This window comes from Clostridium sp. (assembly GCF_036643715.1).
In the GTDB taxonomy this organism is placed as follows: domain Bacteria; phylum Bacillota; class Clostridia; order Clostridiales; family Clostridiaceae; genus Clostridium.
This window is the reverse complement of record NZ_JAVXRL010000001.1, coordinates 50,082-63,394: the sequence shown is the minus strand read 5'-3', so window position 1 is coordinate 63,394 and position 13,313 is coordinate 50,082. Positions and strand designations below refer to the sequence as shown.

The following is a 13,313-nucleotide window of genomic DNA, read 5'->3' as shown; positions in this document are numbered from 1 at the left end:
GTTAGAAAGATGAATAATAAAAAAAAATTAATAATTTCATGTTTATCAATAATTTTACTATTAGTAGTTGGTGGAGTTGCTTATAAATATTTGAGTAATAGTTATTTAGAAAAAGAAAAAAGCTATGGTAAAGTTAGTGAAGAGTTTAGAGGTGGTAATTCAGGATTTAATGATAAGGCTAAAACTAATAATAGTGAAAAGGTAAATGCTACTGACTTTAAAGCTTATAATATAAATGGTAAAGAAGTTAAGCTGTCAGATTATAAAAATAAAAAAGCTGTAGTAATTAATTTCTGGGCAAGTTGGTGCCCTCCATGTAAAGCCGAAATGCCTTATTTCCAAAAAGCAACGGAAAAGTACAAAGGGAAAGATGTAGAGATACTTATGGTTAATCTTACGGATGGAATGAGAGAAACCCAAGGAAAAGCATTAGATTTTTTAGAAGAAAATAATTATAATATGAATATATTGTTCGATACAGAATTAAATGCTACAAAGGCTTATGAAATTGAAGCACTTCCAAGAACGTTATTTATTGATAAAGAAGGACAGATTGTAAATGACCATACTGGCCTTATATCTGAAGAGATTTTAAATGATAATATAGAAAGTCTTATAAAATAATATATTTAGCCTACAAAAAAAGATTAGTTTAAGAAAGTTTGGCTAATCTTTTTTTCTTATGGCTTAAGGAGGGAGATTATGAAAGAAAATATATTAGTTATTGATGATGAAGAGAAAATAGTTGAAGTTGTTAAAGGATATTTAGAAAAGGACAATTATAATGTTTTAACAGCATACAATGGCAGTGATGCTATAAAAAAATATGAAAATGAGAATATAGATTTAATTATACTCGATTTGATGCTGCCAGATATTTCAGGGGAAGAGGTGTGTAATATAATTAGAAAAACATCTAATGTTCCAATTATAATGCTAACTGCTAAAGTACAAGAAGATGAGGCATTACATGGATTTAATATTGGTGCTGATGATTATGTAACAAAACCTTTTAGTCCAAAACTTTTAGTATCTAGGGTGAATGCTATTTTAAAGAGAGTTTGCTACAATGAAAAGAAAAAATTGAAGTTTAATAATGGAGATTTAATAATTGACACAAATACTTATGAAGTTTTTAAAAGTGGTAATGAAGTAACATTAACACCTTCAGAATACAAAATACTTATGGAATTTGCAAAGAATCCTAAAAGAGTTTTTACAAGAGATGAGCTTATGGTTAAGACAATGAAAGAAGATAATTTCGTATATGATAGAATAATAGATTCTCATATTAAAAATATAAGAAATAAAATAGAAGATGATAATAAAAATCCGAAATATATTATAACTGTACATGGTATAGGATATAAGTTTGGATACTTATGAAGATTTTAAATAAACTTAAAAGTAGACTTACAATTATATTTATTTTATTTTCTTTAGTTATTATTGTATCAGTTGGAATAGTTGCAAATCTTTCAATTAAAAGTAATTTTAATAAGTATATTCAAGAGGGAATAGAGCAAAGAAAAAGCGATGTAGTAAAAAGCATTGATAATTCTTATAAAGATAATAAGTTCGATAAAGATAATATAGATTTAATAGGTAGAGAAGCAATAGAGAAGGGGTTAATTCTTAAAATAAAAGATTCAAATGGAAAAATCATATGGGATGCAAGAGATGAAAACAATCTTTTATGTGAATCGGTGCTTAAAAAAACAAGAGCTAATATAAATAAAATTAATCCTACAGTAAATGGAACTTATACTGTAGAAAAATTTGATTTAAAAGTAGAAAATAAGAATATCGGTAGTGTTGAGATTGAATATATTGGACCATTTTATTACAATGATTCTGATTTAATATTTTTTAAGACATTAAATAATGTGTTACTAGCAGTTGGAGTTTGTGCAATAATACTTTCTACAATTATTGGAGTAAGTATTTCGCATTCGATAAGCAAGCCTGTACTTAATATTATACATAATACCAATTTGATTGCAGAAGGAGAGTATTTAAATGATATTAATGTAAAAAGTAATATAGAAGAAATTAATAAAATGATTATATCAGTAAATAAATTAGCAAATAATCTAAATGAACAAGATAAGTTAAGAAAGATATTAACAAGGGATATATCTCATGAACTTAGAACTCCACTCACTACAATACAGATTCAAGTAGAAGCTCTAATGGATGGGATATGGGAACCTTCAGAGGAAAGACTTAAAAGTATATATGATGAAATAGAGAGACTAAATAGGCTAGTTGGTTCATTAGAAAAGTTATCTAAGTATGAAGAAGATAGCATAATTCTAAATAAAGAGGAGATTTATATAAATGAACTTTTAAAAATGCTAGTAATTAATTTTGAAAAGCAACTATTTGATGAAAATATAAAACTTTCATTAGATTTGAAAAGTATTAAATATTATTGTGATAAGGATAGACTAAGTCAAGCTATAATAAATATTATATCTAATAGTATAAAGTATACGACATTTGGAGGGAAAATTAATTTATCATTAGATAGTAATGATAAAAATATATTTATTAAAGTAAAAGACAATGGAATTGGAATTGAAAAAAGTGACCTAAAATATATTTTTGAAAGATTTTATAGAGCAGATAAATCAAGGACTAGAAAGTCTGGGGGAGTAGGTGTTGGACTTACAATAGCTAAGGCAATCGTAGAAAGTCATGGTGGAAAAATTATTGTAAATAGTGAACTTGGAATTGGAAGTGAATTTATAATACAACTGCCTAAATAATAAAGGCACCGAAAAAATTAATTAGAATATACTAATGTAAAGGGGAAATCTTAAAAGTGAATATTAAACTTTTAAGACTTCCCCTTTAAGCTTATACAAAGGCAGGTGTGATTCTAATGGAGAGATTAGAAAGAATTTTCAAAGAAGCATCCCTTAGAGCTGTAATTTTCTCAAAGAAGAACTTAGGAATAAATTTAGATTTTACAGAGGAAAGCCTTAGCATAGTTGATGAAATTTTAGAGATATTTCATAAGGCTAACGAAGCTAAGGAAGTGGATGATGATAGATTATTAGATTTATCAATGACTTTTGGAGGGTATCTTGGGGAAGTCATTAGTAAAAATATAGGTGGAGACTGGGAAGAAAACGATGGTAAAATGATATTTTTAAAAGTAAATGAACAAAAAGTTTTACCGCTTAATATTGTATATAAAAGAATAAATATTGGAGAGAGGGCATCTGTAAAAGGATGGTATTATAGATTTAAAGAAAAATTATGATTGAAGAGGAGAGCTCTTAAAAGCAACCTATAAGTTAATTATAAGGTTGCTTTTAAGTTTTAAAATAGAGTTATGGAGATAAAAGGAGATAAACTGTTAAATAATTAACAGAACGGTTGGTCATTAAAAAATTAAGGGATATTTGCCAAAATATAATAAATATAGAAGTTAGACAAGCATATAATTATATTGTTACAATGTAAACGTAATCACAAATAGTTTGATAGGAGGAGTTATTTTGGGAAGAGATGAGAAGATACTAAAAGAGTTTAAAGAAAAGACATTTCCACCATTTTTTGCAATGGAGGAGTCAGCAAGGTGTTTATTATGTCATGATGCTCCATGTTCAAAAGCATGCCCTGTAGGAACAGATCCTGCAAAATTTATTCGTTCACTACGTTTTAGAAATTTGAAAGGTGCTATTGAAACTATTAGGGAGAATAATATACTTGGAGGCGTTTGTGCTAGAGTATGCCCTACATCTAAGTATTGTGAAGGTGCTTGTAGTAGAACAGGAATAGATAAGCCTATAGAAATAGCAAAATTACAAAGATACTTAACTGATTATGAAAAAACTATTGGATTTGAAGTCTTAGAAAAGATTGAAGCTACAAAGGATAAAATAGCTATAATAGGTTCAGGACCAAGTGGACTTTCTGCAGCAACAGAACTTGCAAAGCGTGGATATAAAGTTACTGTATTTGAAGAGAGTGTGAAGCTTGGCGGATTCTTAACTTATGGAATTCCAGAGGAAAGATTACCTCAAGCTGTAGTTGATAATGAAATAGGATACATAAAAAATTTGGGAGTAGAATTTATTACTTCATGTAAAGTACCACAAGAAAAAAGTATTAAAGATTTAAGAGATGAAGGATTTAAAGTAATATTACTTTCAACTGGAATGCAAAAGAGTAAGAAGATTAGTATTGAAGGGTCAGATTTAAATGGAGTATTAAACGGAATAGATTTTCTTTCAGAAGTTAAGATAAATAGAAAGGCTATGATCGGTGATAGAGTAATAGTTATTGGTGGCGGAGATGTTGCAATAGATTGTGCTGTAACAGCTAAAAATTTAGGTGCAGCAGATGTTAAAATAGTTTATAGAAGAAAAATAGAAAATATGCCAGCAGAACAATCTAGTATCCTAGAGGCACAAAATCTTAATATTCCAATATTTACTGGATTTAAACCTACTGAAATAATTGGAGACAATAGCTTTGTCAAAAGATTTAAAGCAACTGGAATGTTTGATGATGGAGAATTAAATATGCCCGCTGACAATGTAATATTTGCAATAGGGCAGGAGCCAGAAAATATAAAGAAAATAGAAGAAATAAAGATAGATGATAAAGGACTTATACTTACAGATAACTATAAGACAAATATAGATTATATATTTGCAGCAGGAGATATAGTTGAAGGTGATAAAACGGTAGTATATGCACTAAAGACTGGAAAAGAAGCGGCAATAGCGATAGATGAATATTTAGAAAATAAGGAAGGTGTTAGATAATGAAGAAGAAAGATTTATCAATAGAATTCTGTGGAGTTAAATGTGAAAATCCATTTTTCTTATCATCATCTCCAGTAGGAAATTGTTATGAGATGTGTGCAAAATGTTTTGATGTTGGTTGGGGAGGCGTAGTTTTTAAGACTATAGGTTTTTTTAAACCTAATGAAGTATCACCACGTTTTACTAATTTAAGGAAGGAATCTACATCTTTTGTTGGATTTAAAAACATGGAACAAATAGCAGAACATTCATTAGAGGAAAATTTAAATGATCTTAGAAAGCTTAAAGAGAACTATCCAACAAAAATAGTAGTTGCATCAATAATGGGTCAAAATGAAAAAGAGTGGGAAGAACTTGCAAAGCTTGTTACTGAAGCTGGTTCTGATATGATAGAATGCAATTTTTCTTGTCCGCAGATGACAAGTCATGATATGGGTTCAGATGTAGGGCAAAATCCCGAACTTGTTAAAAAATATTGCGAAGCTGTAAGAAGAGGAACAAACCTTCCTATACTTGCAAAGATGACTCCAAATATAGGGGATATGTCAGTACCAGCTATAGCATCAATTGATGGTGGAGCTGATGCTATAGCAACAATAAATACAATTAAGAGTATAACTGATATTGATTTTAATACTATGACAGCACTACCAGTTATAAATGGTAAGTCCTCAGTGTCAGGATATTCAGGAAAGGCTGTTAAACCAATAGCACTTAGATTTATATATGAGCTATCTAAAAATGAAAAACTTAAGAATATACCTATAAGTGGTATTGGTGGAATAGAAACATATGAAGATGCATTAGAATTTATACTACTTGGAGCAAGTAATTTACAAGTAACAACAGGAATAATGCAATATGGATATAGAATTGTTGAAGATATGATTAGTGGAATATCACATTTCATGGATGAAAGAGGTTTTGATAAATTAGAAGATATGGTTGGGCTTGCAGTTAAAAATATAATACCAGCAGAAGATTTAGATAGAGGATATGTTGTTTATCCAAAGTTTGATTATGAAAGTTGCGTAGGATGTGGAAGGTGTTATATATCATGTTTTGATGGTGCACACCAAGCTATCGAATGGGATGGTGAAGAGAGAAAGCCTATTTTAAATGAAGAGAAATGTGTTGGATGTCATTTATGTGCAAATGTCTGTCCAACTTTGAGCATATCATGGGGAGATATAAAATTCAAAAAAGGTGAAAAAGAAAGAGAAGTTATATTATAAGTAATCAAAAGGGACTGTTTATTCAGTCCCTTTAATTTTATAAAAGTAAGTATGGTTTTTTATAAGCAAATTTATTTATAAAATCTATGAATTCTAGATATAAATCATTGCTTTCATAATTATATGTGGATATTTTACTTGGACTTATTTCGAATACTCGGTTTCCCATTAATTTTGAATAAGCATCATAGGAGTTTTTATTCAAATTTTTATATAAAGATTTAAATTCTGAAGCTTCATTACTGTATATTGAAAAATTATTAGTTACAGTTCCTTCAATTTGAATATTGTTAATGCAAAGAGCAACGTGTTTATTATTTTCTATTTGCTTGCATTTAGTAAATTCTAAAGCAGTTTGAAAATAAAATTTATTATTAATGACTATTATGCTCATGTTTCTTGAAGTAACTATATCATTAGAGGATGTAGAGAGAACCATAGTACTTTTATTTCCAATTGTATTAAAAATATTAGAAACTCTATCATCGAAGTCTAATAAATAATCGGTATCTTTGTATACAGGTTGTCTAATAATAGTTTTAAGTTTATCTTTAGATGTTTTTCTTGGATCATTTAAGTAAATTTCATGGTGTCTACCTCTTAGTTTATAGCCTTTTTCTTTAATTTTTGCATGCATTAGATTAACAGCAGTCTCCTCTTCATTATAAGGGCCTATGTGTAATACTTGAAATGATTTTCCTTCATTTAATTCTCTATTAAGTATTTCTAAAATAAGAGTATTACTATTTTTTTTAAAAGCTATATTTTTTGATAACTCAATATCTTCTTCAGAAATGAACTTTGGAATTTCAATCATAGCTCTAAAGTTCCAAGTATCCTTATTACTTTCATTACAACCATCTCCTGAATCTGTCCACCAAAGGCTACTAAGAGGCATAACAACAAAGTCTAATCCTTTTTCCTTATACATGAATTTAAGAGTATAGCATGTTTGATAAAGGGCTTCAATTGCCTTTTTGTATAAAGGATTAGTGTTTGGGTCGCAAGTACCATCAATACATATATATGAAGACTTTTTGCAAGTAACTTCACATACTTCTAAAGGCTTTCCTTTAAATAAATCTTTATTTTCTTTTTTTAAATCCAGTTTACTATTCAATTATTAACACCATCTTTCAATATTTATAAACTCATTATAAAGTTATAAATAAGACAACTGTATGTCTTATTTGTATAAATTATTCATAGATAATATCCTTTTTTTTATCTCTTCCCTTAAGTAACTTGGGCTTATAACTTCAACATCATGTCCAAAGCCTAGTATGAAACTATACAGCCATTCATCAATTGGGAGTGACACTGTAAGGATTTCATTATTTAGCTCATATTCATCAAAGTAGTCATCTATTTTTTTTATGAAGTTTGGAAAGATCTTAAATTTAATAGTATCTACATCAGAGGTTCTATTTTGAAATATGTTATTAGGTACAGATTCATGAGAAGGTATAAAATTCCCTTTGAGTTTTATATCCTTCATACGCTTAACCTTAAATACTCTGTCTGCGCATTTATCTTTGCAGTAAGCATATAAGTACCAACTGAAGTTTTTAAATATAAGATTCATAGGTTCTACAGTTCTCAGTGAATGTTCCCCTTTTAGATTTATGTAATTAAATGAAAGGATTCTATTAGATGATAGAGCATCATCTAGCTGTGATATTTTATCTTTAATTTTATCATTATTTCCCCATGGAGAGAAATCAATTAAAAGGGTGTTATTAGAAGACTTATTATTAATAGCAATAAACTTTTCTTTTAAAGCCGCTAGAGCTTTTGATTTATATGTAGTACTTAATCCTTCTAATAATTTTGTTATAAGGTATATATCCTCTTTTTTCATTGCACTATTATTTATTTTGTAATCTGATAATATTTCATATCCGCCATCTTGACCTTTATAAGATACTATAGGAACTCCAGCCCTATCTATTGCATCTATGTCTCTTTGGATAGTTTTTATGGATACTTCATATTTTTTTGATAATTCCTTTGAAGTTACCCTTTGATTATTGTTAAGAAACATTATTATACTTATTAATCTATCAATTTTCATGTTTATACCAACCTTGCATTATGTATTTTAAATTATTTTATTTTTATTATAACTTACAGTGATGAAATTAAATAGAAAAATATTCCATGTATAGTATATAATTTAAGAGGGGGTGGAAAGTTATGAAATATAAATTTGGAGAAATGGATTCTAAAAAAATAGTAAAGAGAACTTCAGTGACATTAGGAATATTTATTTTATTACCAATTGTGATGGAAATATGCTCTATTATGATTAAATCAGGAATTACAGGAAAGATGGCCGCATTAGGATTTATGTCTTATATCTATATAATAATTATTATTTTAAAACCAATACTTATTGTTATTTTATTAATATTAGGTGGAGAAGGGTTATATAAAATATTAAAAGCAGCGCAGATAGTAATAGAAAAAGAAAAAAATAATTGAATTTTAATGAAGAAGTATAAAAGGAAATGATAATCATATTAATATAGCAGGAGGTGGTTTAATGAATAAATCTAATTTAATAACTTTAAGTAAGTGTATTTTAATTGGTATTCTATTTAGTATGCTAGCGGCTTTTGCAGCGGTAATAATAAATAATATTAAAAATTATGCTTTAGTCGATGTTGTTTTTTTTGAAGGAATTGTATTATTAGTAATAGGGGTATTATCTTGTATTGGAGGAAGTAACAGAGGACTGTTTTTCAGAGAAAATTACACCTCAAATGTACAATTTACAACTACTGACTTAGAAGGAAATACTAAATATGAAAGAGATAATAAGTTAATAAAAAATATTTTACCTTTAAGTGTAATTAAGCTTTCTTTAATTATCTCCGGAATAATATTAATTATAAGTACATTCATAATATAAAAGAAAAAAAGCTAATGTGTTATTAATTTACACATTAGCTTTTATAGATTATCGCAGTTTTACTAGGGCACAGCCTTCTACTACTTCTATATTATTTTCTTTACAGTAATCTAAAATTTCAGTGCTTTCAGCACCAGGCTGAATTAATACATGTTCTATATTTAATTCATGGGCTTCTTTTATAAATTCTAATCCGACTTTGGAATTAATACAAAGGTCAATAGCATCAATTTTATAAGGAACATCCTTTAATGTTTTATAAACTGAATCAAACCCATTAGGATGAACACCTGAAGCATTATAACCTTTGCTTTTAAATGCATTTAAAATTTTGTGAGCATATTTACGTTCGTTTGTTACATCACCAATTACTACCCAGTTTTTAAAATCAATTATATCTTTTGTTTTCATAAATAAATACCTCCTTTTAAATTATTATATACCTTTTTTAATATATTATTTTAGCTAATTGCTTCATGTTTTCTCATAAAGAAAGATACTAAATAACCCATTAGAATAATTCCAGGAATATCTATTAAAAGTCTAACAAATGTAAATTTAAAACCAAGAGATGATATTTCAAAAAGTAGGGTGGATATTTTAGTTACACACCAAGCATTCATGAATATTATTATATTAAATAGTGAAGCACCTTTTTTTAGTAATACAGCGGTGAAAGGAAAGGCTGCATACATAGGACCAGCACCTAAGGAGCCAATTATAATAGAAATAAATATACCAATAAAATGAGAGTCTTTCCCCATATATTTTATAAAATAGTCTTTAGGAATCCAAACGTCCATAAGACCTAGAAGTAGCATTATAGGAGGAAGAACCTTTAACATTTCTAAGAAGCTAGATTTTGCATTTAATATAGTTTTATGTGCAATAGTATCATTTATAAAAAATAAAGCTAATGTAACTAGTATACAAAAAATAAATAAGTAATATCTTTTAGCAACCTTTAAAACTATATTCATAATAACATCACCTTTCCGATAATTATAGCTACCATAAATGAAAATAAAAATGCGATAAAGTTTCTTAAGAAAGCGGCACGGGCTCCAATATATTTGCTTTCTAGAGTAAATGTCATAACTCCAACTAAAGTAAGAGTTGACACTAGTGCGCCAATTTGAGTAAAGCCTGCACCATTTTGAAGGAGAGTACTGCAAGTTGAAAAGGCTACAAAAGTTGGCATTATAGTTATAGAACCAATTATTGAAGAAAATAAAATTCCTAGGAATCCAGAGGAATCTCCAATTAAGTTAGATATAGTAGTTGTATTTATAAAAGATAGAATTGTACCAATAATAAATATAATACTTAGAAATTGAGGCATTATATTTTCAAAAGATTTTAGTGCAATCTTAAGTGCGTTGAATGTTTTTTGTCTATCTTTAAAAAATGAAATTATAAATAGAACAAATGCTAATAAATATAAAATTGTTGCTGTCATTTTAAATCACCTATAAAAATTAATAAAACCCTATGAATTATAATATTCATAGGGCGTTTATGTTGATAAAAATTATAGATTATTTTAATTAAAAGCCTTTTTTCTTAGCTTCAAGACCACTTTCATTAATTCCAGGTTCTTTTGTTGTCGTAGTAAAACTATTTTTAGACCATTGGTTCTGTGTCTTATGACCATTAGCTAAATAATTTTCCTTAGAATAGACTCTTTTATTTTCGCCTTTCATTAGATCACCTCCTAAAAATTTATTACATTAATAGTATGGTGAAAATCATATATTTTATATTATAATATTACTTCATAATTTAATAATAAAAGGTTATTTTGAAAAATTATTAGAAGTAATAATTAAAAAAGTTCTGTAAAATAGGAGCAAAATAAAATATAATAGACTTTGAGTATTTTTAAAGGAGGATATATATGAAAAGATTTAAAAAAGTATATATAGAAATAACAAATGTTTGTAATTTAAGTTGTAATTTCTGCCCGAAAACTAGCAGAAAGCTACAATTTATGGATGAAGAATCCTTTAAAAGAGTTATAGAAGCTGTAAAACCATATACAGATTACATATACCTTCATTTAATGGGAGAGCCATTTTTAAATGAAAATTTAGAAAGATTTTTAGAAATTGCTCATGAAAATGAATTAAAAGTAAATATAACAACAAACGGAACTTTAATAAATAAAGTTAAAGATATACTTATAGAAGCAAAGGCGTTAAGACAAGTTAATATATCACTACATAGCTTTGAAGCTAATAATAGCGAAGTTAAGCTAGATGAATATGTAAAAGATATATCAAAATTTATTTTAGAGGCAAACGAACAAAGTAACATTATAGCATCAATGAGACTTTGGAATATGGATAGCGAAGAGTTAAAAGCATGTAATGACTTGAATAAAGATATATTTACTATGCTTGAAGATGGATTAGAAATTCCGTTTAGTTTAAAAGAAAAGTTAAGAGATAGTAGTGGTATAAAGATAAGAAAAAATATTTATTTAAATATGGCTGAAAAGTTTGAATGGCCAAATATTGATAAAGATTGTGAAGATACAGAAATATTCTGTTATGGATTAAGAGATCAAATGGGTGTACTAGTTGATGGAACTATTGTACCTTGTTGCCTTGATAGTGAAGGAAATATTCCACTTGGAAATATATTTAAAACACCGTTAAATGATATATTAGAAGGTGAGAGGGCTAAAAACCTTTATGATGGATTTTCAAGAAGATGTGCAGTAGAAGATTTATGTAAAAAATGCGGTTATGCCAAAAGATATAAAAAGTAATAAAAAACAGGCAATTCAAATTAGAATTGCCTGTTTTTATTAGCATTTAAGTTTATTTTTCAGGTAATAACCTTGTAATTACAAGTATTGCCCAATCACTATTAGAAGATTCTTTCCATTCACATTCAACTAATAGTTTTTTTAGCCATGCATTAAGTCCGTTACTTTCTTTTGAAGCATTAGGGTATTGTCTGCCATAAGATTCTTTGATGCTTTCAAGTAAGTCTTTTTGAGCATCTTTATCTAATTCTTCATTTAACATATTTAATAACATGCTACGACAACTATAAAATGCTTTATGATCTTCAGCATAAAGTACATCAGCTGCAAATTGTCTTTCTCTATTTAATTCGTCTCTAACTTCTTTAATCTCATCAGTATTTGATAAATACTTTAATGCTACCTTTAAAGCATCAATTTCCTTATCAAGTTTTTTAATTTTTCTTTCTAATTGAAAATTTTCCATTCAGTATTCTCACTTTTCTTTAAATTATTAATTATCTAATTACGATAATTAATACATTATAACATTAAATAGAACAATATCAAATTATGATTTAATAATTAGAAGTATTTTTGATATTATAAATAGTACTGGAAGCTCAATTAATGGTCCAATTATTAGAACTAATGATATGAGTGGTACATCCGGAAAAGTAGCAACAGCTATTGCAAGGGCAACAGGAGAATTTCTAGCAAGTGTTGTTAAAGTTAAAGATACTGTATCTTCATTAGTTAAATTTAAAAACTTTCCTATAAATTGCACTAAAATAAAATTTATAATGAAAAATAATAATATTGGAATTAACATCTTAATTATTATTGAAGGATTTTCTAAAAGAGAATTACCTTCAGAAGCAAACATAGCTATAATTGATATATTTAGAAAGTAGCTTTGAAACCCTGAAATTTTATATGTAATAGTTTCTTTAAACTTAGAAGTTTTCTTTAAATTGCTAATAAATTTTCTATACAAAATTGCGCTAAATAGTGGTATTCCTAAACTTAGAAATACACCCAAGGTTAAACTTAAAACATTTATTTCTATTGTAGAACCGCCAATTAAAAATACGTACACTGGAAGAAGTATTAGCTGAAGGAAAAAGTTAAGTGGCAATATGGAAGTGCCTAATGCAACATTTCCTTTGGCTATACGAGTGAAAATTAAGTACCAATCTGTACAAGGCGTTACCATAAGCATAACAAAGCCAATTAATAACTCAGGGTTATTTTTCAAAAATAATTTACCTAATATAAATATTAGGAGAGGTGTCCATACAAAATTTATTAATACTGATGTAAAAGTGAATTTTATATTTTTAAATGAAGATGTTATATCTTTTAATGGTATTTGAATAAATACTAAAAATAGCATTATTATTAATGATGGCATAATAATAATGCTAGCATAACGTTGTATAAAATTTATTTGCCCTAAAATCAATCCTAAAAATGCCATTAATAATATGATTAAGCCTTGAAATTTATTTATATTGTCCATAAAAATAAGTCCTCCTTACAAAGTCTTATAAATTATAACACAAGTGATATAGATTATCATTATTAAAACTAAAATTCATAATTAAAAGGATAAAACTATTAAGTTA

General features: G+C 27.4%; 17 protein-coding genes. 9 read left to right on the top strand and 8 right to left on the bottom strand.

Going from position 1 to position 13,313, the window contains the following annotated elements; genetic code table 11:
• Window positions 1–9 precede the first annotated feature (9 nt).
• The 6 genes from RSF37_RS00310 to preA all read left to right on the top strand — a co-directional run bounded on the left by RSF37_RS00310 (window position 10) and on the right by preA (window position 6,019).
• Window positions 10–624, top strand: coding sequence for a TlpA family protein disulfide reductase (locus RSF37_RS00310; protein WP_332562372.1), 615 nt, complete (start codon window positions 10–12; stop codon window positions 622–624).
• Between the two features lie 78 nt (window positions 625–702).
• The gene (locus RSF37_RS00305; RefSeq protein WP_332562371.1) at window positions 703–1,386 is read left to right on the top strand and encodes a response regulator transcription factor; all 684 of its coding nucleotides are present in this window, start codon (window positions 703–705) and stop codon (window positions 1,384–1,386) included.
• A complete protein-coding gene (locus RSF37_RS00300; protein ID WP_332562370.1) occupies window positions 1,383–2,771 on the top strand; it encodes a sensor histidine kinase in 1,389 nt (462 codons plus the stop codon). The genes RSF37_RS00305 and RSF37_RS00300 overlap by 4 nt, the downstream gene beginning before the upstream one ends.
• A 116-nt stretch (window positions 2,772–2,887) precedes the next feature.
• Window positions 2,888–3,271 carry a hypothetical protein gene (locus RSF37_RS00295; protein WP_332562369.1) on the top strand — a complete coding sequence of 128 codons (384 nt, stop codon included), beginning with the start codon at window positions 2,888–2,890 and terminating at the stop codon, window positions 3,269–3,271.
• A gap of 238 nt (window positions 3,272–3,509) precedes the next feature.
• Window positions 3,510–4,784, top strand: a complete 1,275-nt coding sequence (locus RSF37_RS00290; protein WP_332562368.1) for an FAD-dependent oxidoreductase — start codon at window positions 3,510–3,512, stop codon at window positions 4,782–4,784.
• Window positions 4,784–6,019, top strand: coding sequence for an NAD-dependent dihydropyrimidine dehydrogenase subunit PreA (gene preA, locus RSF37_RS00285; RefSeq protein ID WP_332562367.1), 1,236 nt, complete (start codon window positions 4,784–4,786; stop codon window positions 6,017–6,019). Before RSF37_RS00290 ends, preA begins: the two co-directional genes overlap by 1 nt.
• A 37-nt stretch (window positions 6,020–6,056) precedes the next feature.
• Here preA and RSF37_RS00280 read toward each other — a convergent pair whose 3' ends face one another.
• Together RSF37_RS00280 and RSF37_RS00275 are read right to left on the bottom strand one after the other, a co-directional pair.
• Window positions 6,057–7,139 carry a GyrI-like domain-containing protein gene (locus tag RSF37_RS00280; RefSeq protein WP_332562366.1) on the bottom strand — a complete coding sequence of 361 codons (1,083 nt, stop codon included), beginning with the start codon at window positions 7,137–7,139 and terminating at the stop codon, window positions 6,057–6,059.
• Between the two features lie 66 nt (window positions 7,140–7,205).
• Window positions 7,206–8,093: a helix-turn-helix transcriptional regulator gene (locus RSF37_RS00275; protein ID WP_332562365.1), complete on the bottom strand. Its 888-nt coding sequence runs from the start codon at window positions 8,091–8,093 to the stop codon at window positions 7,206–7,208.
• 122 nt (window positions 8,094–8,215) lie between these two features.
• On the opposite strand from RSF37_RS00275, the gene RSF37_RS00270 reads away from it, so the two are divergent.
• Both RSF37_RS00270 and RSF37_RS00265 read left to right on the top strand, forming a co-directional pair.
• Complete coding sequence (locus tag RSF37_RS00270; RefSeq protein ID WP_332562364.1) at window positions 8,216–8,503, top strand: hypothetical protein; 288 nt, start codon at window positions 8,216–8,218, stop codon at window positions 8,501–8,503.
• A 61-nt stretch (window positions 8,504–8,564) separates the two neighbouring features.
• Window positions 8,565–8,933, top strand: a complete 369-nt coding sequence (locus RSF37_RS00265) for a hypothetical protein (RefSeq protein WP_332562363.1) — start codon at window positions 8,565–8,567, stop codon at window positions 8,931–8,933.
• A 48-nt stretch (window positions 8,934–8,981) separates the two neighbouring features.
• Here the strand turns inward: RSF37_RS00265 and RSF37_RS00260 are convergent, their stop codons facing one another.
• The 4 genes from RSF37_RS00260 to RSF37_RS00245 all read right to left on the bottom strand — a co-directional run bounded on the left by RSF37_RS00260 (window position 8,982) and on the right by RSF37_RS00245 (window position 10,636).
• Complete coding sequence (locus RSF37_RS00260) at window positions 8,982–9,344, bottom strand: CoA-binding protein (RefSeq protein WP_332562362.1); 363 nt, start codon at window positions 9,342–9,344, stop codon at window positions 8,982–8,984.
• Between the two features lie 50 nt (window positions 9,345–9,394).
• Window positions 9,395–9,913 (bottom strand): permease, encoded by a 519-nt coding sequence (locus RSF37_RS00255; protein ID WP_332562361.1) that lies wholly within the window; start codon window positions 9,911–9,913, stop codon window positions 9,395–9,397.
• Entirely contained in the window at window positions 9,910–10,392 is a 483-nt protein-coding gene (locus RSF37_RS00250) for a permease (RefSeq protein WP_332562360.1), read from the bottom strand. Before RSF37_RS00250 ends, RSF37_RS00255 begins: the two co-directional genes overlap by 4 nt.
• An 88-nt stretch (window positions 10,393–10,480) precedes the next feature.
• Window positions 10,481–10,636, bottom strand: a complete 156-nt coding sequence (locus RSF37_RS00245; protein WP_332562359.1) for a hypothetical protein — start codon at window positions 10,634–10,636, stop codon at window positions 10,481–10,483.
• Between the two features lie 194 nt (window positions 10,637–10,830).
• Here RSF37_RS00245 and RSF37_RS00240 point away from each other — a divergent pair, with 194 nt between their 5' ends.
• Window positions 10,831–11,706: a radical SAM/SPASM domain-containing protein gene (locus tag RSF37_RS00240; RefSeq protein ID WP_332562358.1), complete on the top strand. Its 876-nt coding sequence runs from the start codon at window positions 10,831–10,833 to the stop codon at window positions 11,704–11,706.
• A gap of 52 nt (window positions 11,707–11,758) precedes the next feature.
• Here RSF37_RS00240 and RSF37_RS00235 read toward each other — a convergent pair whose 3' ends face one another.
• Both RSF37_RS00235 and RSF37_RS00230 read right to left on the bottom strand, forming a co-directional pair.
• The gene (locus RSF37_RS00235) at window positions 11,759–12,172 is read right to left on the bottom strand and encodes a hypothetical protein (protein WP_332562357.1); all 414 of its coding nucleotides are present in this window, start codon (window positions 12,170–12,172) and stop codon (window positions 11,759–11,761) included.
• An 84-nt stretch (window positions 12,173–12,256) separates the two neighbouring features.
• Window positions 12,257–13,207, bottom strand: coding sequence for an arsenic resistance protein (locus tag RSF37_RS00230; RefSeq protein WP_332562356.1), 951 nt, complete (start codon window positions 13,205–13,207; stop codon window positions 12,257–12,259).
• Window positions 13,208–13,313 lie beyond the last annotated feature (106 nt).

Excerpts from the sequence above, each read along its gene's own strand:
- RSF37_RS00310 (WP_332562372.1), top strand. The coding sequence starts at position 10 with ATGAATAATAAAAAAAAATTAATAATTTCATGTTTATCAATAATTTTA.
- RSF37_RS00305 (WP_332562371.1), top strand. The coding sequence starts at position 703 with ATGAAAGAAAATATATTAGTTATTGATGATGAAGAGAAAATAGTTGAA.
- RSF37_RS00300 (WP_332562370.1), top strand. The coding sequence starts at position 1,383 with ATGAAGATTTTAAATAAACTTAAAAGTAGACTTACAATTATATTTATT.
- RSF37_RS00295 (WP_332562369.1), top strand. The coding sequence starts at position 2,888 with ATGGAGAGATTAGAAAGAATTTTCAAAGAAGCATCCCTTAGAGCTGTA.
- preA (WP_332562367.1), top strand. The coding sequence starts at position 4,784 with ATGAAGAAGAAAGATTTATCAATAGAATTCTGTGGAGTTAAATGTGAA.
- RSF37_RS00275 (WP_332562365.1), bottom strand. The coding sequence starts at position 8,093 with ATGAAAATTGATAGATTAATAAGTATAATAATGTTTCTTAACAATAAT.
- RSF37_RS00270 (WP_332562364.1), top strand. The coding sequence starts at position 8,216 with ATGAAATATAAATTTGGAGAAATGGATTCTAAAAAAATAGTAAAGAGA.
- RSF37_RS00265 (WP_332562363.1), top strand. The coding sequence starts at position 8,565 with ATGAATAAATCTAATTTAATAACTTTAAGTAAGTGTATTTTAATTGGT.
- RSF37_RS00260 (WP_332562362.1), bottom strand. The coding sequence starts at position 9,344 with ATGAAAACAAAAGATATAATTGATTTTAAAAACTGGGTAGTAATTGGT.
- RSF37_RS00255 (WP_332562361.1), bottom strand. The coding sequence starts at position 9,913 with ATGAATATAGTTTTAAAGGTTGCTAAAAGATATTACTTATTTATTTTT.
- RSF37_RS00250 (WP_332562360.1), bottom strand. The coding sequence starts at position 10,392 with ATGACAGCAACAATTTTATATTTATTAGCATTTGTTCTATTTATAATT.
- RSF37_RS00245 (WP_332562359.1), bottom strand. The coding sequence starts at position 10,636 with ATGAAAGGCGAAAATAAAAGAGTCTATTCTAAGGAAAATTATTTAGCT.
- RSF37_RS00240 (WP_332562358.1), top strand. The coding sequence starts at position 10,831 with ATGAAAAGATTTAAAAAAGTATATATAGAAATAACAAATGTTTGTAAT.
- RSF37_RS00235 (WP_332562357.1), bottom strand. The coding sequence starts at position 12,172 with ATGGAAAATTTTCAATTAGAAAGAAAAATTAAAAAACTTGATAAGGAA.
- RSF37_RS00230 (WP_332562356.1), bottom strand. The coding sequence starts at position 13,207 with ATGGACAATATAAATAAATTTCAAGGCTTAATCATATTATTAATGGCA.